Annotated in this window: 19 protein-coding genes; 12 read left to right on the top strand and 7 right to left on the bottom strand. The window is 73.5% G+C overall.

Features of this window, described 5'->3' with window-relative positions:
- The first annotated feature begins 28 nt into the window (after nucleotides 1-28).
- Nucleotides 29-952 (top strand): AEC family transporter, encoded by a 924-nt coding sequence (locus tag DEJ25_RS12840; RefSeq protein WP_111044914.1) that lies wholly within the window; start codon nucleotides 29-31, stop codon nucleotides 950-952.
- Between the two features lie 163 nt (nucleotides 953-1,115).
- Here DEJ25_RS12840 and DEJ25_RS12835 read toward each other — a convergent pair whose 3' ends face one another.
- Complete coding sequence (locus DEJ25_RS12835) at nucleotides 1,116-1,952, bottom strand: exodeoxyribonuclease III (RefSeq protein WP_110903723.1); 837 nt, start codon at nucleotides 1,950-1,952, stop codon at nucleotides 1,116-1,118.
- Nucleotides 1,953-2,075: 123 nt separating this feature from the next.
- Between DEJ25_RS12835 and DEJ25_RS12830 the strand changes: the two genes are divergently transcribed.
- Genes DEJ25_RS12830 through DEJ25_RS12805 form a run of 6 tightly spaced genes read left to right on the top strand, consistent with a single transcriptional unit; the run spans nucleotide 2,076 to nucleotide 5,059 of the window.
- Entirely contained in the window at nucleotides 2,076-2,525 is a 450-nt protein-coding gene (locus tag DEJ25_RS12830) for an Asp23/Gls24 family envelope stress response protein (RefSeq protein WP_111044913.1), read from the top strand.
- Nucleotides 2,522-2,713 carry a DUF2273 domain-containing protein gene (locus DEJ25_RS12825; RefSeq protein WP_110903721.1) on the top strand — a complete coding sequence of 64 codons (192 nt, stop codon included), beginning with the start codon at nucleotides 2,522-2,524 and terminating at the stop codon, nucleotides 2,711-2,713. The genes DEJ25_RS12830 and DEJ25_RS12825 overlap by 4 nt, the downstream gene beginning before the upstream one ends.
- Nucleotides 2,710-3,051 (top strand): hypothetical protein, encoded by a 342-nt coding sequence (locus DEJ25_RS12820; RefSeq protein WP_110903720.1) that lies wholly within the window; start codon nucleotides 2,710-2,712, stop codon nucleotides 3,049-3,051. The genes DEJ25_RS12825 and DEJ25_RS12820 overlap by 4 nt, the downstream gene beginning before the upstream one ends.
- Nucleotides 3,048-3,662 carry a hypothetical protein gene (locus tag DEJ25_RS12815; protein ID WP_111044912.1) on the top strand — a complete coding sequence of 205 codons (615 nt, stop codon included), beginning with the start codon at nucleotides 3,048-3,050 and terminating at the stop codon, nucleotides 3,660-3,662. The genes DEJ25_RS12820 and DEJ25_RS12815 overlap by 4 nt, the downstream gene beginning before the upstream one ends.
- Nucleotides 3,659-4,240 (top strand): hypothetical protein, encoded by a 582-nt coding sequence (locus tag DEJ25_RS12810; RefSeq protein WP_111044911.1) that lies wholly within the window; start codon nucleotides 3,659-3,661, stop codon nucleotides 4,238-4,240. Before DEJ25_RS12815 ends, DEJ25_RS12810 begins: the two co-directional genes overlap by 4 nt.
- A gap of 3 nt (nucleotides 4,241-4,243) precedes the next feature.
- Nucleotides 4,244-5,059 carry an aminoglycoside 3'-phosphotransferase gene (locus tag DEJ25_RS12805; RefSeq protein ID WP_258366498.1) on the top strand — a complete coding sequence of 272 codons (816 nt, stop codon included), beginning with the start codon at nucleotides 4,244-4,246 and terminating at the stop codon, nucleotides 5,057-5,059.
- Nucleotides 5,060-5,075: 16 nt separating this feature from the next.
- Here the strand turns inward: DEJ25_RS12805 and DEJ25_RS12800 are convergent, their stop codons facing one another.
- Together DEJ25_RS12800 and DEJ25_RS12795 are read right to left on the bottom strand one after the other, a co-directional pair.
- Entirely contained in the window at nucleotides 5,076-6,437 is a 1,362-nt protein-coding gene (locus tag DEJ25_RS12800) for a peptidoglycan DD-metalloendopeptidase family protein (protein WP_111044910.1), read from the bottom strand.
- Between the two features lie 148 nt (nucleotides 6,438-6,585).
- The gene (locus DEJ25_RS12795) at nucleotides 6,586-8,271 is read right to left on the bottom strand and encodes a hypothetical protein (RefSeq protein WP_110903716.1); all 1,686 of its coding nucleotides are present in this window, start codon (nucleotides 8,269-8,271) and stop codon (nucleotides 6,586-6,588) included.
- A gap of 89 nt (nucleotides 8,272-8,360) precedes the next feature.
- Between DEJ25_RS12795 and pyrE the strand changes: the two genes are divergently transcribed.
- Together pyrE and DEJ25_RS12785 are read left to right on the top strand one after the other, a co-directional pair.
- Nucleotides 8,361-8,912 (top strand): orotate phosphoribosyltransferase, encoded by a 552-nt coding sequence (pyrE, locus tag DEJ25_RS12790; protein ID WP_110903816.1) that lies wholly within the window; start codon nucleotides 8,361-8,363, stop codon nucleotides 8,910-8,912.
- Nucleotides 8,909-10,819, top strand: a complete 1,911-nt coding sequence (locus DEJ25_RS12785) for a hypothetical protein (protein WP_111044909.1) — start codon at nucleotides 8,909-8,911, stop codon at nucleotides 10,817-10,819. The genes pyrE and DEJ25_RS12785 overlap by 4 nt, the downstream gene beginning before the upstream one ends.
- 93 nt (nucleotides 10,820-10,912) lie before the next feature.
- On the opposite strand, the gene DEJ25_RS12780 is transcribed toward DEJ25_RS12785, so the two are convergent.
- Nucleotides 10,913-11,866: an aldo/keto reductase gene (locus DEJ25_RS12780; RefSeq protein WP_111044908.1), complete on the bottom strand. Its 954-nt coding sequence runs from the start codon at nucleotides 11,864-11,866 to the stop codon at nucleotides 10,913-10,915.
- A 91-nt stretch (nucleotides 11,867-11,957) separates the two neighbouring features.
- On the opposite strand from DEJ25_RS12780, the gene DEJ25_RS12775 reads away from it, so the two are divergent.
- Nucleotides 11,958-12,602: a HEAT repeat domain-containing protein gene (locus DEJ25_RS12775; RefSeq protein WP_111044907.1), complete on the top strand. Its 645-nt coding sequence runs from the start codon at nucleotides 11,958-11,960 to the stop codon at nucleotides 12,600-12,602.
- Nucleotides 12,603-12,760: 158 nt separating this feature from the next.
- Here the strand turns inward: DEJ25_RS12775 and DEJ25_RS12770 are convergent, their stop codons facing one another.
- On the bottom strand, nucleotides 12,761-13,456 hold the full coding sequence (locus DEJ25_RS12770; RefSeq protein ID WP_111044906.1) for a metal-dependent transcriptional regulator: 696 nt from the start codon (nucleotides 13,454-13,456) through the stop codon (nucleotides 12,761-12,763).
- Between DEJ25_RS12770 and DEJ25_RS12765 the strand changes: the two genes are divergently transcribed.
- Complete coding sequence (locus DEJ25_RS12765; RefSeq protein ID WP_181427436.1) at nucleotides 13,455-14,342, top strand: CPBP family intramembrane glutamic endopeptidase; 888 nt, start codon at nucleotides 13,455-13,457, stop codon at nucleotides 14,340-14,342. The two genes, DEJ25_RS12770 and DEJ25_RS12765, sit on opposite strands and share 2 nt — an antisense overlap.
- On the opposite strand, the gene DEJ25_RS12760 is transcribed toward DEJ25_RS12765, so the two are convergent.
- Complete coding sequence (locus tag DEJ25_RS12760; RefSeq protein ID WP_110905264.1) at nucleotides 14,339-15,136, bottom strand: HAD-IIA family hydrolase; 798 nt, start codon at nucleotides 15,134-15,136, stop codon at nucleotides 14,339-14,341. The genes DEJ25_RS12765 and DEJ25_RS12760 overlap by 4 nt on opposite strands.
- A gap of 96 nt (nucleotides 15,137-15,232) precedes the next feature.
- Here DEJ25_RS12760 and DEJ25_RS12755 point away from each other — a divergent pair, with 96 nt between their 5' ends.
- Nucleotides 15,233-15,907, top strand: a complete 675-nt coding sequence (locus DEJ25_RS12755; RefSeq protein WP_375334562.1) for a TrmH family RNA methyltransferase — start codon at nucleotides 15,233-15,235, stop codon at nucleotides 15,905-15,907.
- Nucleotides 15,908-16,157: 250 nt separating this feature from the next.
- Here DEJ25_RS12755 and DEJ25_RS12750 read toward each other — a convergent pair whose 3' ends face one another.
- Nucleotides 16,158-16,568 carry a hypothetical protein gene (locus DEJ25_RS12750; RefSeq protein WP_111044904.1) on the bottom strand — a complete coding sequence of 137 codons (411 nt, stop codon included), beginning with the start codon at nucleotides 16,566-16,568 and terminating at the stop codon, nucleotides 16,158-16,160.
- Nucleotides 16,569-16,594 lie beyond the last annotated feature (26 nt).

Here is a 16,594-nt window from a genome sequence, read left to right as displayed (position 1 = left end):
TCCCGACGGGCCTGCGAAGATGGGCAGGATGAGTGGCGTCCTGATCGGCTTCGCGATCATCGCCGCCGTCATCGTGACCGGTTACGGCGTCGGTCGCGCCGGACTGCTCGGACCGCATGCGCAGTTCGTGCTGAGCCGGCTGGCGTTCTTCGTCCTCATGCCGTGCCTGCTGTTCCACACGATCGCCACGGCCGACGTCCGGACGCTGTTCTCGCCGATGCTCGCCGTGTCGGCGATCACCGCGCTGTCCGTCGCCGCCGGCACCGCCCTGGTCTTCGCACTCGTGCTCCGGCGGCCGCTCACCACCACGACCGTCGGGGCACTCGCCGCCTCGTACTCGAACGCCAACAACATCGGGTTGCCGGTCGCCGTCTACGTCCTCGGTCAGGCGACCGCCGTGGTGCCGGTGATCATGCTCCAGCTCGTCGTGATGGCCCCGATCGCGCTGACCGTGCTCGACGCGGCCACGGCCTCCGGTGGCGGGTGGCGACGTCGGGTGCTCGGGCCGGTGTCGAACCCGCTCATCATCGCGTCGCTGCTCGGCCTGCTCTGCTCCGTCACCGGCATCACGCTGCCGGACCCGGTGCTCGAGCCGTTCGCCCTGGTCGGCGGCGCAGCGGTCCCGGTCGTGCTGCTCTCGTTCGGGATGAACCTGCACGGCGCGGCACCGCTCCGGGACGCGGCCACCCGGGCCGACGTGCTGCTGGCGAGCGGCGTGAAGCTCCTGGTGATGCCGGCGGTCGCGTTCCTGCTCGCCCGGTACGGCTTCGGGCTCGACGACCAGCGCGTGTTCGTGCTCACCGTCCTCGGCGGGTTGCCGGCGGCGCAGAACGTCTTCAACTACGCCCAGCGGTACGGAGCCGCGGTGCCGGTCGCACGGGACGTGGTGCTGCTCACGACCGTCGGGTCGGTGCCGGTCCTGGTCGGGATCGCGGCGCTGCTGCACCCGTAGGGGCGGCGGGGCCGTCGGACCGTGCCGCGCCGGTGTGCCTCCGCCGAGGGGTCATGAAGTGTCGGTCGGGGGCGGCCTGAGCAACAGGGTGTGACCGTTCGGCGGAGGTGAGCGGGGTGCCGCGGGGGCAGCCGGCAGGGGCCGGGACGCGCCTCCCGGCCGGTCAGAAGATCATCGGGCGGTCGTCGTCCAGGACGGTGTCGAGGTCCAGGTCGACCGACACCGGAACGTGGTCACTCGGAGCGTCGCCCTTGCGCTCGTCGCGGTGGATGGTGGCGCCCACCGTCACGTCAGCGAACGCCTGCGAGCCCATCACGAAGTCGATGCGCATGCCCTCGTTGCGGGGGAAGCGGAGCTGCTTGTAGTCCCAGTACGTGTACCCGGTGGGCACGAGCGGCCGGACGACGTCCTGCAGGCCGCGCTCCTCGAACGTGCGGAACGCCGCACGCTCCGGCTCGCTGACGTGCGTGGAGCCCTCGAAGACACGCATGTCCCAGACGTCCTCGTCGAGCGGTGCCACGTTCCAGTCACCCATCAGCGCGAGGGGCAGGTCGGGCTCGGCCTGCAGCCACTCGGCGGTGCGGTCGGCCAGCTGCGCCAGCCAGTCGAGCTTGTACGTGTAGTGCGGGTCGCCGAGCTCACGGCCGTTCGGGACGTACAGGCTCCACAGTCGGACGCCCTCGACCGTGACGCCGATGGCACGGGCCTCCACGGGCAGGTCCGGGCCCTCCTGCCCCTTGAGGAAGCCCGGCTGCCCGGGGAAGTCGCGGGTGACGTCCTCCATCGGCAGACGGCTGGCGAACGCGACGCCGTTCCACTGGTTCAGGCCGTGCGCCTCGACCGTGTAGCCGGCGGCCTCGAACGCCTCGACCGGGAACTGCTCCGGCTTGCACTTGATCTCCTGCATGCCGAGGACGTCGACGTCCTCCCGCACCAGCCAGTCGACGACCCGGCCGACTCGGGTGCGGACGGAGTTGACGTTCCAGGTCGCGACGCGCATGGGATCGAACCTACCGGGAGCGACCGACCGGCCGCCCGGGGCGTCCCGGCCCCGTCGGCGGACACGCCCCGGTGGCAGGGTGTTGCCTGGACCCACATCCGACCAGCACCGCAGGAGGCACTCATGGCAACGACGACGGACTCCGACCGCGTGGACGGCACGACCACCGGCAGCACCACCACCCAGGTCACCGCGAAGGGCCGCACGATCATCGACGACGCGGTCGTCGCGAAGGTCGCCGGCATCGCCGCCCGTGACGTCGCCGGCGTGGTCGCCCTGGGGGGCAACACCGCGCGGGCGTTCGGCGCGATCCGTGACGCCATCGGCTCGAGCGACCTCGGCCAGGGCGTCCGCGTCGAGGTCGGCGAGACCCAGGCCGCCGTCGACCTGACCCTCGTCGTCGCCTACCCGATGCCGATGCAGCAGGTCGCCTCCGCGGTCCGCCAGGCCGTGACCGACGCCGTCACCGACCTGGTCGGACTGCAGGTCACCGAGGTCAACATCGCGATCGTCGACGTCGACATCCCCGCGCTCGACGCCCCCACCACTGCGCCCGAGACGCGCGTCCGGTGAACACCACTGTCGTCGGCATGGCCGTCGGGGCGGTCCTGGCGATCGTCGCCCTCACGCTCGGGTTCTGGGCGTTCGTCGTGGTGGCCGTCGCCATCGCGCTCGGCGGCCTGATCGGCCGCATCGTCAGCGGCGACGTCGACGTCCGCCGCCTGCTCGACGTGCTCCGCGGTCGCCGGAGTTCCTCGTGAGCGCAGCCGCGCTGCCCGGCACCGACCGGATCGCGTCCCCGGCACTCGTGCACACCGCCCAGGCCGTCGCCGCCGAGGCGCTCCGTGCACCCCTCCGGGAGGTCCGTGCCCGGGTGGTCGACGACGGTCGCGGCGCGCTGGCGGTCGAGGTCACCAGCCCGCTCGTGCTGCCGGCGCTCGGCTCGCACACCGTCCCCGACGAGCCGGTCCTCGTCACGGCGCACCGCGCCCGCGCCACCATCGCCGAGCGTCTGCGGACAATCACGGGGCGGAAGGTCGAGCGCGTCTCGGTGACCTTCTCGTCCGCCGTCCTGGACGTGCCTCGGAGGGTCCGGTGAGCCCGGAGCCGGTCAAGGACACCCCGCCCGCGGACGACGACCGCTTCGTGCGTCGCATGATCCGGCGCGAGACGTCGGCGTCGAGGACACCCTCCGTCGTCGCCGCGTTGGTCCTGCTCCTGGTGCTCGCCGCGGCCGTGGGGACCGCCGCGGTCGTCGTCCTGCTCGACGAGCGCATCGCCGGCATCGACCCGCGCACCGTCGTGGACACCGCCGTCCGGGCCCCGGCCGGCCTGGTCGACGCCGTGGTCATCGCCGTCGGTGCCGTCATCGCCCTGGTCGGCCTCTGGTTCCTGCTGCACGGGCTCCTGCCGTCCCGACGACCCCGGCACGCCGTCCGCTCGGCCCGACTCGGCGTGGTCGTCGACGACGAGGTCCTGGCCTCCGCCGCAGCCCGCGCAGCCCGCGCTGCGACCCGTCTCGCGCCGGACGCCGCCGTCGGCTCCGTCGGTCGCCGGACGCTCGACGTCGTGCTGCTGCCGGCCTCCGGGGTGGACGTCGCCGCGCTCGCCGCCTCCGAGGCCGTGGAACGCGAACTCGCCGCCGTCGACGCCGTCCCCCCGCTCACCGCACACGTCCGCGTGCGCTCCACCGGTCGGATCGACGGATGAACGGCACGAACCGCGCACTGAACCGGGTCGTCCTGGTCCTGGTCGGCCTGGCGTTCCTGGCGCTCGGGGTCGCCGTCGTCCTGGTGCAGACGCTGCCCGCGGCGGCGGACCTCTGGCACACGGCCGCGGACCGGACGCTCGGCGGCGTCCGGTCCGGCGCTGCCGACTCGTCCGCGTGGTGGTGGGCGCTCGGCGGGGCCGTCGTCCTCGGCGTCCTGGCGCTGCTCGTGCTCAGCGCGATCGGGGGTGGTCGCACCGGCACGGTCCTGCAGGACGACGGGCCCGACGGCTCACTGCCCGGTCAGGTCAGGATCGAGGCTGCGGCGGTCGAACACGCGCTCTCCGCCGCCATCAGCCCGCTGCCGCAGGTCGCGTCCCTGGCGGTCGACGTCCGACGCGTCGGCCGCCGCACCGCGATCCGGATCGTCGTCCGCACCCGGCGCGGAGCACCACCACGGGAGGTCGTCGACGGCGTCGAGGACGTCGTCCGTGACCTGGACGCACTGCTCGGACAGCGGTTGCCGGTGCTGCTCCGGATCGTCCGCGGCGGGTCCTCGCGCCCGGACCGGGTGCGCTGACACGTGGAGCGCCCGGACGACCTGGCCGGCCGCGGTGGGCAGCCGGACGAACCGGTCACGGTCCCGGACGCCGTCGCCGAGGTCGCCGACGGCCGGACCCTCGTGCCGGTGTGGGTGAACTCCGCGGGCGGCAAGACCTTCCGGATCGGCCCGTCCCCCGACCGTGCCGACGCGTACGTGAAGTGGGTGCCACCGCACCACGCGCCCTGGATCGCCGCCGAGGTCGCTCGACTCCGGTGGGCCGGCCGGTGGCTCACCGTGCCCGAGGTCGTCCACCACGGAGCGGACGAGTCCGGCGCCTGGATGACCACCCGGCCGGTCGTCGGGTGGAGCGCCGTCGACCAGCGGTGGCACGACGACCCGCGCACGGCGGTGATCGCGGTGGGGGAGGGACTCCGGGCGATGCACGAGACGCTGCCCGTCGCGTCGTGCCCGTTCGTCTGGTCGACCTGGGAACGACTCGACCGTGCCCGGGCAGCCGGACGGGACGTCGACGCCATGGGGCCGCAGCCCGAGACCGACCAGCTGGTCGTCTGCCACGGTGACGCCTGCACCCCGAACACCCTGGTCGGCGACGACGGGCGATGGATCGGGCACGTGGACCTCGGCGCCCTCGGGGTCGCGGACCGGTGGGCCGACCTGGCGGTGGCGTCGATGAGCCTCGGGTGGAACCACGGCCCCGGATGGGACGACCTGTTCCACGAGGCGTACGGGCTGCCGCAGGACCGGGACCGGACGGCCTGGTACCGCACGATGTGGGAGCTGGACGTCGACGACGTCGATGACCCGCGCGGTGCGGGAGGGGCCTCTCGGCCCTGATCGCAGGTGAGGCGGACTAGAAGCCGACCCCGCGAGCCGCCATGAACCCGACCGGGTTCACGGTGCCGCCGCCGACGTGCGTCTCGAAGTGCAGGTGGCAGCCGGTCGAGTTGCCGGTCGACCCGACGAGCGCGATCAGGGCACCAGCACCCACCCGCTGCCCGGGGGAGACCCGGAACCCGCCGTCGACGATGTGGCCGTAGGCCGTCTTGACGCCGCCGCCGTGGTCGATGCGGACGTAGTTGCCGTAGCCGCCGTACCGGCCGACGTACTCGACGGTGCCGGCGGAGGCGGCGACGATCGCGGTGGAGCAGCCGCTGCCCAGGTCGAGGCCGTCGTGCATGGCGACCGCGCCGGTGTACGGGTTCACGCGGACGCCGTAGCCGCTGGTGATCCAGCCACCGGCCGGGCGGACCCAGCCGGAGCCGGAGCCCGGCGCCGCCGCGCCGCCACCAGCGGACGGAGCGCCGCCACCACTGCTGCCACCGCCGCCCTGGTTCGCCGCGGCCGCGGCAGCCGCCGCCTGCTGGGCACGCAGCTGGCGGGCCAGCTCGGCCTCGAGCGCCTTGCGCTTGCGCTCTTCCTCGGCCTTGCGGATCCGTTCGCCCTTCTCGTACTGGGCCTCGGTCGTGGCGCGGCCGGACGTCAGTGAGGTGAGCTGCGCCTCGAGCCGGGACTTGTTGTCCTCTTGCTCGTCGTAGGCGGCCTGGGCACGGTCGGAGGCGGCCTGCGCTTCGCCCATCCGGTCCTGCGCGGCCTGGGCGAGGTCCTTCAGCGCGACGGCTGCCCGGTCGGCCTGGTCGGTGAGGGAGCGGGCGACCGATGCGTCGGTGGTGGCTGCGGTCTCGACGCGTTCGGCCTGCTCGGACAGCTTGCTCAACGCTCCGAGGTCGTAGAGCAGGTCACGGGCACCTTCGCCCCCGGTGATCACGCTGGTCGTGACGTCGCCACCGCCCGAGCGGGCCATCTGCGCGGCGAACCGGCCGGCCTGCGCCGCGCTCGCCTCGGCGATCTCGGCGTGCTCCTCGGCGTCGTCGCGGAGCGCCTGCTCCTTCTCGGCGGCGCGGAGGGCCTTGCGCTGTGCGGCCTCGAATGCGGCACCGAGTCGATCGGCCTCGGCCTTCGCGGCGTCCGCCTCTTCCGACAGGCTGGCGATGATGCCGCGGATCTCGATGATCTGTGACTGCTTGGCGGACTCCTTGCCCCGGGCCGCGACGACGTCGTCCCACGACGGGTACGAGGCCGCCTGCGCGACCGGTGCGTCGAGGACCAGCGAGCCGACCAGGCCGGCGATCGCGAGGGCGGTGGCGAGCAGGCGTCGGCGGCCCGCGGCGGAGGCGGAGCGGGGACGGGAGGCGGGGACCACGGTGCGAGACATCGGAACGGAGCCTATACATCCACACAGGTCGAACCCTGCGGCGACGCTCCGCTGTGGACGACACGGGTGAGAGATCCGTGCTGTGGAGGGTGCGTACCCCGGTGCCGGACCGAGGCGCGAGGGCTCCCGCCGCGCAGGACCCGCCCGTTCAGAACCCGCGGTCGCGCAGGATCTGCTCGGCCGACCCGACGACCCGCTGCCGCAGCACGTCGGCGCCCCCGGTGCCCGCGTAGTCGTACACGTCGTACCCGGTGCAGTGCGTGATCGTGGCCGGGCGTCCGAGCGAGTCCTCGACGGGGGTCGTCCAGACGTCCCCGGAGCCGATCACGACGTAGTCCGGGCGGGCGTCCCGGTAGGCGCCGAGGTCGACGAGCCAGGGGTAGGTGTCGAACGAGTCGCGGACCTGCAGCAGTCGGACGTCTTGCTGCGCGTAGGCCGCGAGCGGACGCACCGTCCAGAACTGACCGACGCCGACCGGGTCGCGACCCGCGTTCCGCTGCGCGTCGACCCAACGGTCCAGGCAGGTCACCGGCGTGTACCGCGCCGCTACCACGGCCCCGACCGTGCCGGGTGTCACAGCGACCCCGAGGACGAGCACCGCGGCGGCCGCGACCGCCAGCGCGGTCCGGAGACCGCGCACCGGTCGGTGCAGCCGGGTCCGACGGACGGTGGTCCGGGTGAGTTCGCACACCGCGACGACGGCCAGGAGCGGCATCGCGACGACCGGCTCGAGGTAGCGCGGTGTCTCCGAGCCGGCGACGACCACCCCGACCGACACGGCCACGATCGTCACCAGGGGCAGCGCGGTCGCCACGAGCACCGCCCGGGCGGTCCGTGCGCGCCACGCCCAGACCGTCCCGCCCGCGCTCAGCAGCACCCCGAGCAGCATGAGCAGCAGTCCGGTGTCCCCGGCCGCCGACGCCGCCCGGTCGTCGGTGAGCGACGCGAAGAACGCGGCGGTCGCCCCGGCCCGCTCCGGGTGCACGTAGGTCGAGGGGTCGAGGGAGACGAACGGCCGCAGCGGGATCCGCAGGAGGTACCCGACGACGGCACCGAGCGTCAGCGTCACCGAGACCCAGGTCGCCGGTCGCCAGGGCACGCGGCGGGCGAGCGCGAGCAGTGCCAGCGTCACGACGACCGGTCCGGCCGACCACGGCACGTACAGCGGGTTGGAGGCCGTGCTCAGCACCGCCACCAGCCCGAGCGTCACGAGGACGGGGACCGAAGCCCGCCCGGTCCGCACCGTCCGGAGGACCAGGACGGCGGTCCCGAGCATCGCGAGCACCGCGCCGTAGTAGTAGGTCGTCGTGAGGAGCAGCGAGGCCAGTTCGAGCGAGGTCGCGGTCGCCGAGGACTCCGTCAACACGAGCATGGTCAGCAGGACGACGGCGACCACGGACACGGCGACCCGAGCCGGGCGACCGGCCGACGGCATGAGTTCGTTCGCCGCTGCCCGGACCAGGGCGTACACGGCCAGCAGGACGAGGACACCGTTCAGCGCCAAGGCCTGCTGCGGTGTCGCGGTCACGGCCGCGGTCGCCAGGTAGACCGGCAGTTCGGGGAAGAAGAACAGCGCCGGGGACATCGCCCACTCGAACGGCTGTCCGAGCGCGATCGACCGCGCCACCAGCGGCAGGAGCACCGAGTCCCCGTCGTACCAGAGGAGCGCCACCCGGGCCGTGGCGAGCACGTGACGCAGGGCGAGGACCGCGAGCACCAGCGCGAGGACCGCACCGAGGGCCTCCTGCGCGACCGCCCGGACGACGGTGGATCGGGGGCGGCGGCCGCCGGCCTCGATCGGTCGGACGCCGTCCCGCGGACGGGCGAGGGGCATGACCGGAGCGTACCGGCGTCGGCATCGGAGCAGCCGGACAGTGCGCTCGGGTGAGCGCGGAACGGCCGTCGCCGCTACCCTTGACCACCGTGACCCACGCGCGCGAGCAGTTGATCGAGCACATCAAGGCCGATGCGGTCTTCCACGGCGACTTCACGCTGACCAGCGGGAAGCAGGCCTCCTACTACATCGACCTCCGCAAGGTGAGCCTCGACCACCGCGTCGCGCCCCTGATCGGCCAGGTCATGACCGACCTCATCGCGAGCGTCCCGGACGTCGACGCCGTCGGCGGTCTGACGATGGGCGCCGACCCGATCGCGAGCGCCGTGCTGCACCAGTCCGCGGCACGTGGCGGCTCGTACGATGCCTTCGTCGTCCGCAAGGAGCCCAAGGACCACGGCCGCGGCCGTCAGGTCGAGGGCCCCGACGTCCGCGGCAAGCGCGTCATCGTGCTCGAGGACACCTCGACCACCGGTGGGTCCCCGCTCAAGGCCGCCGAGGCGCTCGAGCGCGAGGGCGCCGTCATCGCCGCCGTCGCCGTCGTCGTCGACCGGGACACCGGCGCCAAGGAGAAGATCGAGGCGGCCGGCTACCCGTACCTGGCGGCGATCGGGCTGGCCGACCTGGGGCTGTCCGCGTGACCGAGGAGCGTCCGGAGGGGCGCGACGAGTCCGACCGGTCGGTCGCGCCCGAAGACGGGGGCGGCGGACAGGAGGCTCGGCGCGGTCCCGACCCGGACGCTCCGTTCCACGGTCTCCGCAGTGCGGCGGACATCTTCGGCGCGCCGATCACCGAGGAGGAGTGGCCGTCGCGCCGTGAGCGTCGGGAGGCCGAACGTGCCGCTCGACAAGCGGGGCAGCCGGAGCCGGAGCCGTTCACGGCCCCCGCGTCGGTGCCGGCCTCCGCGCCGCGGGCCGACCACGAGCACGACGACATCGCTCACGGGCAGGCCGACGACGTCCACGGGCAGGCCGATGCCGCGGCGGAGCCGGACCCCGCGGCGACCCAGGCCATCTCGATGCCCGAGGAGCTGGCGCTACCGGGCGGTGTCGCAGGCCGGGTGCCGCCGCCCGCCGCCGTCCCGCCCGTGTCGAACGCGCCGGACCCCCGCGCGATCTCGCTGCCCACCGCCCGGACCGATCGGGACCTCCGCGCTGCCGAGGCCCGGGCGATCGAGGACGAACGCCGCCGCACCGACCCGGACGGCGTCGGTCGTGACGACGTCGACTGGCTCGGCCGTGCCCGTCCCACCGCGGGTGCTCCCGCCGGGACCCCGGTTCCGCCCGCGTTCCGCGGTGGTCCGGACGCGCAGCCGCTCGGGGTGCAGGACTCGCTGCCGCCCACGTCCGAGCCGCCCACCTTCACCGAACTCCTGCGTCTGGGCGACGACGTCGATGCCGCTCCGCAGGCCGACCGTCCGTTCGACTGGTCCCTGCTGGACGACCAGACCGGCGAGGTCCCGACGACGCTGACCCGTGATGCGTTCGACACGAACCTCGTCGCGGCGGGCTCCTGGGCGACGGGCACCCCGGTCGGTGCCGAGCCGGTCGCGGAGCCGGCCGCCGAGCCGGCCGCGGTCACCCCGACGGACCCGGCCCGCCAGCGCGGTCACGGCACCGTCCCCGAGCACGACCGTACCGACGAGCGGACCACCCCCTCCGGCTCGAGCTGGTCCCTGAGCGACGACGCGGCCCGTACCGGCGAGGTCTTCCCCGGTGACGTCGAGGTCGTCGTGCACGACACGGCCCCCGCCGACGACGACGACCTCGACGACGACGACGACCGCGGCGCGTCCGCCACCGCCGCCTTCTCGCCGCGCTCGGCCGCCGCCGTCCCACCGCCCTCGGTGCTGCCGACGCCCGCGGTCCCGTGGCGGGGAGCCGAGGACGACGACACCGACCGACGCTCGGCCGTCCCGCCGCTCGTCGAACCCGAACGCCAGGCCGAGACCCGGTCGCAGCCGCCCGGCCCAGTGTCGTCCGCCCCTCGTCAGGACCCGACCCCCGCGTGGCCGATCCCGGACTGGCAGACGCCGACGCACGCTCCGACGGACCCGTCGTTGCGGCTCGACGACGGCGTCGACCGCGCGCGCGGACCGGCTCCCGAGGACATCGACCAGTCCGAGTGGCAGGGCCGTGAGACGAGCGACACCGGCGTCATCAAGGACCTCTTCGGCACGGAGGCGATCCAGCAGCTCCGTGACGCCGACGCCTCCCGCCCGGAGGACACCAGCACCCGGATGCTGCCCGCCGTCGCCGCGGCCCAGCAGCCCGGCGCCGCCGCGGGTGGCCCGGGAGCGACCGGCGCCGACCGCGACAACTTCATCAACGAGGGCTTCGCCCGCCTGCAGCACGAGGGGCGCCGCGGCAAGCAGCTCCTGGTCTACGGCTCGATCGCGATCATCGTGGTGCTCCTGCTCCTCGTGTTGCTCTTCACCTCGTGGATCCGCGGCAACACGATCGACGAGCACCCGGCCTCGCCGTCGAGCAGCCCGGCCGCGGCGCTCTCGGTGCAGCCACCGGGCGCACCACTCGGCACCGGACACTGACCGCACGCACCACGTGACGGACGGGAGGCTCCCCACCTGCTGGTGGGGAGCCTCCCGTCCGTCGGTCGGTCGCGATGCGTGACCGTGGTCCGGTCAGGACGCCGCGGGGACGGCCGCCGAGACGTCGGTGAGCGTCTGCAGCTCCTCGGTGCTGAGGTCGAGTTCTGCCGAGGCGAGGAGCGCCGGCAGCTGCTCGGTGTTGCGCGCCGAGGCGATCGGGGCGACGACGTCCGGCTGCGCCTGCAGCCAGGCGAGCGCGACCGAGGCGATCTCGGCGGAGTGCGCCGACGCGATCTCGGACAGGGCGTCCACGACGGCGAGACCCTGGTCGGAGAAGTAGCCCGAGACCTGGCCCTCGCGGTCCTTGCCGGCGAAGTCCTGCTTCGTCCGGTACTTGCCGGTCAGGAAGCCGGCGGCGAGGGCGAAGTAGGGCACGACGCCCAGGTGCTCCCGGGCGGCGAGCGGTGCGATGTCGGACTCGTAGGGCTGGCGGGTGACGAGGTTGTAGTGCGGCTGGATCGCGATCGGAACAGCCAGGTCGTGCTCCTTCGCGATGCGGATCCACTCCGAGGCACGCTCGTTCGAGTAGTTCGAGATCGCGGTGTAGCGGACCAGGCCCTCGCGGACGAGCTGGTCGAACGCCCGGACGGTCTCCTCGAGCGGCGTGTCCTGGTCGTCGAAGTGCGCGTAGTAGAGGTCGATGCGGTCGGTGCCGAGGCGCTGCAGGCTCGCCCGTGCGGCCTTCGCGACGTTGTCCGCCGACAGGCCGGGGAACGCCGGGTGCTGCGACACCTTGGTGGCGATCGTCACGTCGTCGCGCTTGCCGGACGCGGCGAACCACGAGCCGATCACGGTCTCGGACTCGCCGCCGGAGTTGCCCTCGCCCCACGCCGAGTAGACGTCAGCGGTGTCGATGAAGTCGCCGCCGGCACCCGTGTAGGCGTCGAGGACCCGGTGTGAGGCCTCCTGGTCCGCGGTCCAGCCGAAGACGTTGCCGCCGAGGGCGAGGGGGAAGACGGTGAGGTCACTGGAGCCGATACGGGGCATGGTAGGAGTCCTTCCAGGTCGGTACGAACCCGTCCACGCTATGCCCCTCGCCGGGCTGCCACTCAGGTGCGCGGGGTGAGGTGGAGGAGCCATGCCGACGCTCGCCTCGTACCTCTCCGACCCCCGTCCCGCCGTCCGACTCCGGGCGGTGATGGCCGCCGGGACCACGCCGTCCCTGGACGAGCTCGACGTCCTCGTGGCGCAGTGCGCGGTGGAGCCGGACCTGCAGGTGCGGGAGATGCTCACGTGGGCGTTGGTGCGCCTCCCGGCTGACCTGGTGGTCCCGCGGCTGCTCGACGAACTCGACCGTCCGGAGGCGCAGGCGCGGAGCCAGGCGCTGCACACCCTCTCCAAGATCCGCGACGGGTCGGTGTACCCGGAGGTGGCGCAGCTGCTCGGCGACGTCGACCCGGGTGTCGCCCGGACCGCGTGGCGTGCCGCGGTGTTGCTGGCCCCCGGGGACGCCCGGCCCGCACTCGCCCGCACGCTCGCGGTGCAACTCGGGCACGGGGACGCGGAGACCCGGTTGGCGCTGAGCCGTGCGCTCGCCGGGCTCGGGGCGGACGTCGCTTCTCCTGTCCTGGCCGCGGCGGCGGAGCACCGGAACCCGGACGTGCGGGAGCACGCGGCGGAGACGGCGCGGCTGCTCGAGGACCCGGACGCGGGGTCGGCGTTGGCGCTCGCGCGTGCCCGGCGCGAGGTCGCCCTCGGGCGGACGCGGTCCGCCAAGGGCTGACCGGGCGGGACGGGCGCGGGTCGGGCGCGACGGGCCGGAGCACGTGCCTCCCGAGATTCCGCAACACGCCGCAGGGAGCCCGCCGTGGATGCAGAATTCGCGCATCTCGGGTTCCGAGATGCGCGAATCGCGGCATCTCGAGGGCCGCCGCCCGCGCGTCAGTGGGGAGCGTCGGGCGTCAACCAGATGGCGGTCGCGGCGGCGGCCGGGAGGTCCACCATCGCCTCCGCCCCGCCGGCGTCACGCCGCGAGACCGCCACCACCCCCGCGTAGTCCCGCACCTGCTCGACCCGCAGGTGTGTCCCCAGCCCGACACCGAGCTCGTCGAAGTACCGCAGCAGCGCCGGGTCGTCGTCCGAGACCCGCTCGACGGTTCCGCAGACGCCCGGGTCGACCGTGCCGAGGAGCGCCCCGGGGGAGTCCGGCACGACGCCGTCCGCGCTGGGGATCGGGTCGCCGTGCGGGTCGTGCGTGGGGTGCCCGAGGTCGGCATCGACGCGGTCGAGGAACGTCTCCGACACGGCGTGCTCGAGTGCCTCGGCCTCGGTGTGCACCTCGTCCCACGAGTAGCCGAGTCGTTCGACCAGGAACGTCTCGATGAGCCGGTGCCGACGGACCATGGCGACGGCAGCCTGCTGCCCCAGTGGGGTGAGGACCACGCCGCGGTACAGCGTGTGCTCGATGAGCCCATCGCGGTCGAGCTTCCGGAGGTTGCCCGACACGGTCGAGGCGGACACGTGCAGGGCGGCCGCGATGTCCCGCGTGGCGAGACCCCCTTCGCCGCCGCGTTCGCCGGCCTTCCAGACCAGCTTGACGTAGTCCTCCGCCATGGTGCTGAGGGAGGGCAGGCGCATGCGCCAATGGTACGGCCGACCCTGGTACAACCGTGAGGTGACCCCCGTGCAACCTCCCGCCGTCCGTCGCCGTCGACGGTGGTGGCCGGTCCCGCCGTCGCTGCTCGTCGGCATCGCCCCGCTGGTCCTCTTCGCCACCTACAGCATCGTCCGCTCGCGCCCGAGTGACGACTACGACTCGCTCGGCCTGACGACCGACAGCGTCCTGCACGACCTGGTGGTCCCGGAGTCGATCGTCGCCGCGGTCCTCGTGGTGGTCGTCACCGCGCTCGGCTGGTGGCGGATCGCGACGGTCGACCCGACGCGTGGTCGACCGCGCTGGACGATGCTCGCACCGATCCTCGTCCTCGCGGTGTGCATCGGACGGCTGCCGCTGGTGGACTGGGCGGGGAAGTCCGTGGACTACTTCCTGCTCCTCACCGTCGGCGTGCTGCTCGTCGGGGTGTTCGAGGAGCTGCTGACCCGCGGCGTCCTGATCGTCGGACTGCGGCGCCGACTGCCCGAGGTCGGAGTGTGGCTCGCGTCGTGCGCCCTGTTCGGGCTGCTGCACTTCGTCAACGTCCTGGCCGGGGCCCCGGTCAGCCAGACGGTGGTGCAGGTGGTGTTCGCCGCTTCGTTCGGGTCGACGCTGTACCTGGCGCGACGCCTGACCGGCAACCTGCTCGCCCCGGTGCTGCTGCACGCGTTCTGGGACTTCGGGGCGATCGCGGTCAGTGCCTCGCGGGGCGCTGGGCTCGACTTCTTCCTCGTCGGGCTGCTCGGTCTGGCGGCGTTCGCGGTGCTGCTGCTCGGCGTCGTCGCCGGAGCACTCGTCGCCTGGCGGGACGACCGCGCCTGGCGGTTGCGCCGACGGTGGCGGACCGTGCCGGCGATGGACCGGCTCTAGATCTCGACCTCGTACGGCTCCGTGTGCAGGAGCTCGTGCACGCCCGCGATGACCTCGCTCGGCCGGAACGGGTACTTGTCGATCTCGGCCTGGTCGCTGATCCCGGTCATGACCAGGACGGTGTGCAGCCCCGCCTCGATGCCCGCCTGCACGTCGGTGTCCATCCGGTCGCCGATCATGCCGGTGTTCTCGGAGTGGGCACCGATCCGGTTCATCGCCGAACGGAACATCATCGGGTTCGGCTTGCCGACCACGTAGGGCTGCTTGCCGGTGGCCTTCTCGATCATGGCGGCGATCGCCCCCGTCGCGGGCAGGACGCCCTCGGCGCTCGGGCCGGTCGCGTCCGGGTTCGTCACGATGAAGCGCGCGCCGTCGCGGATCAGGCGGACGGCCTTCGTGATCGCCTCGAACGAGTAGTTCCGGGTCTCGCCGACGACGACGTAGTCGGGGGCGGTCTCGGTCATGATGAAGCCCGCCTCGTGCAGGGCGGTCGTCATACCGGCCTCGCCGATCACGAACGCGGAGCCGTTCGGCATCTGCGATGCGCAGAAGTCGGCGGTCGCCAGGGCCGAGGTCCAGATGCGCTCCTCGGGCACGTGCAGTCCCGACTGGCGCAGTCGGGCGCTGAGGTCACGCGGGGTGAAGATCGAGTTGTTCGTCAGGACGAGGAACTCGGTGCCCTGGTCCTGCCACTGCCGGATCAGCTCCGGGGCGCCGGGGAGCGCCTGGTTCTCGTGGACGAGCACGCCGTCCATGTCCGTCAGCCAGCACTCGACCTCGTCGCGGGATGCCATGGGGTCAGCGTAGTGCGGTGAGCCGGCTCGATCGGGCGTGTGCGGCCGTGCGGGGTCCGGACGGGAGGCGCGGCGGACGCACCGTACGCTGGTCACGTGACCCAGGGCCTCCCGTCCGGCGACCTGCCGGAGCCGACGCCGGCGCTCCCACCCAGCCACGAGGCGACGACGCATGGCGTCGGACCACACCCGCGGCCGTGGCCCGAGGGCCCGCAGTACGACCCGGAACTGCTCGAGCACGGCGACACGCGCAACGTGGTCGATCGCTTCCGGTACTGGAGCATGGCGGCGATCGTCGCCGACCTGGACACCCGCCGACACAGCTTCGACGTGGCCATCGAGAACTGGCAGCACGACCTGAACATCGGGTCCATCGTCCGGACCGCCAACGCGTTCCTGGCCGGGACCGTGCACATCATCGGGCGTCGCCGCTGGAACCGCCGCGGGGCGATGGTGACCGACCGGTACCAGCACGTGCGGCACCACGAGGACGTCGCCGCGTTCCTCGCGGTCATGCGCGCCGAGGGGCGTCCGGTCGTCGCGGTCGACAACACGCCCGGGGCCTCGCGCATCGAGACGGCGGAGATCCCGGCGCGGTGCGTGTTCCTGTTCGGGCAGGAGGGGCCGGGTCTGACCGACGAGGCCGTCTCGGGCGCGGACGGGCACCTGGAGATCACGCAGTTCGGGTCGACGCGGAGCATCAACGCCTCGGCGGCGGCGGCCATCGTCATGCACAGCTGGGTCATCCGGCACGCGGTCCTGCCGGGCTGAGGGGTGGCGGGTGTCTCGCCGATCGCGAGGTCGCACGACTCGCCGCCGACGTCCGCCGAGGTCGCACGATGTGCGCATCTCGGGCCGCGAGAGCGGGGGATTGCGCGACCTGGGCGGGAGGCGCGCGGCATGTCGTGCGACCACGGCGCGGGCCGACCGGGCCGGGCGGCGCGAGCCTGACACGGTGCGCAGACCGACCGCGGGCGGGGTGACGGCACCGAGCGGGAGCCCGGCCCCGTCACCCCGGGGATCAGGCCCGGCGGCGGCGGACTGCGGTGAAGGCGGCGAGGGCGCCACCGAGGAGCATCGCGACCAGCGCGCCGACGCCCACTCCGAGGCCGACGGGCGAGCCGGTGAACGCGAGCTCGCCGGTGCCGTTCGAGCCCGGACCGGTGCCCGGTGTTCCGGCGGCCGTGGTGCTCGCACTGGTCGGGGTCGTGCCGGGGGTCGCGGTGCCGTTCGGCGTCACGTCAGCGGTCGGGGTCGCGGGTGCACTCGGCGCGGGGGTGCTCGTCACCACGGCCGGGGTGGCCGGGGCGTTCGGCGTCGGGGTGTCCGTCGGCGTCGGCGTCGCTGGGGTGGTCGGGACCGCGGTCCCGACAACGCCCGCGGTCCCGACCACCCCAGCGACGCCGATGGTGCGGGTGAGGATGCGTGCCATGTTCTGTTCTCCAGGGATTCGGGTAC

Origin of the sequence: Curtobacterium sp. MCPF17_011, assembly GCF_003234145.1 — a bacterium.
Lineage (GTDB): Bacteria > Actinomycetota > Actinomycetes > Actinomycetales > Microbacteriaceae > Curtobacterium.
Note: the sequence above shows the minus strand (reverse complement) of the source record. Positions and strands in the feature narration are given on the sequence as shown.

Coding starts and splice junctions, on each gene's coding strand:
- DEJ25_RS12840 (WP_111044914.1), top strand. CDS start 29: ATGAGTGGCGTCCTGATCGGCTTCGCGATCATCGCCGCCGTCATCGTG.
- DEJ25_RS12835 (WP_110903723.1), bottom strand. CDS start 1,952: ATGCGCGTCGCGACCTGGAACGTCAACTCCGTCCGCACCCGAGTCGGC.
- DEJ25_RS12830 (WP_111044913.1), top strand. CDS start 2,076: ATGGCAACGACGACGGACTCCGACCGCGTGGACGGCACGACCACCGGC.
- DEJ25_RS12810 (WP_111044911.1), top strand. CDS start 3,659: ATGAACGGCACGAACCGCGCACTGAACCGGGTCGTCCTGGTCCTGGTC.
- DEJ25_RS12800 (WP_111044910.1), bottom strand. CDS start 6,437: ATGTCTCGCACCGTGGTCCCCGCCTCCCGTCCCCGCTCCGCCTCCGCC.
- DEJ25_RS12795 (WP_110903716.1), bottom strand. CDS start 8,271: ATGCCCCTCGCCCGTCCGCGGGACGGCGTCCGACCGATCGAGGCCGGC.
- DEJ25_RS12780 (WP_111044908.1), bottom strand. CDS start 11,866: ATGCCCCGTATCGGCTCCAGTGACCTCACCGTCTTCCCCCTCGCCCTC.
- DEJ25_RS12775 (WP_111044907.1), top strand. CDS start 11,958: ATGCCGACGCTCGCCTCGTACCTCTCCGACCCCCGTCCCGCCGTCCGA.
- DEJ25_RS12765 (WP_181427436.1), top strand. CDS start 13,455: ATGCGCCAATGGTACGGCCGACCCTGGTACAACCGTGAGGTGACCCCC.
- DEJ25_RS12770 (WP_111044906.1), bottom strand. CDS start 13,456: ATGCGCCTGCCCTCCCTCAGCACCATGGCGGAGGACTACGTCAAGCTG.
- DEJ25_RS12760 (WP_110905264.1), bottom strand. CDS start 15,136: ATGGCATCCCGCGACGAGGTCGAGTGCTGGCTGACGGACATGGACGGC.
- DEJ25_RS12750 (WP_111044904.1), bottom strand. CDS start 16,568: ATGGCACGCATCCTCACCCGCACCATCGGCGTCGCTGGGGTGGTCGGG.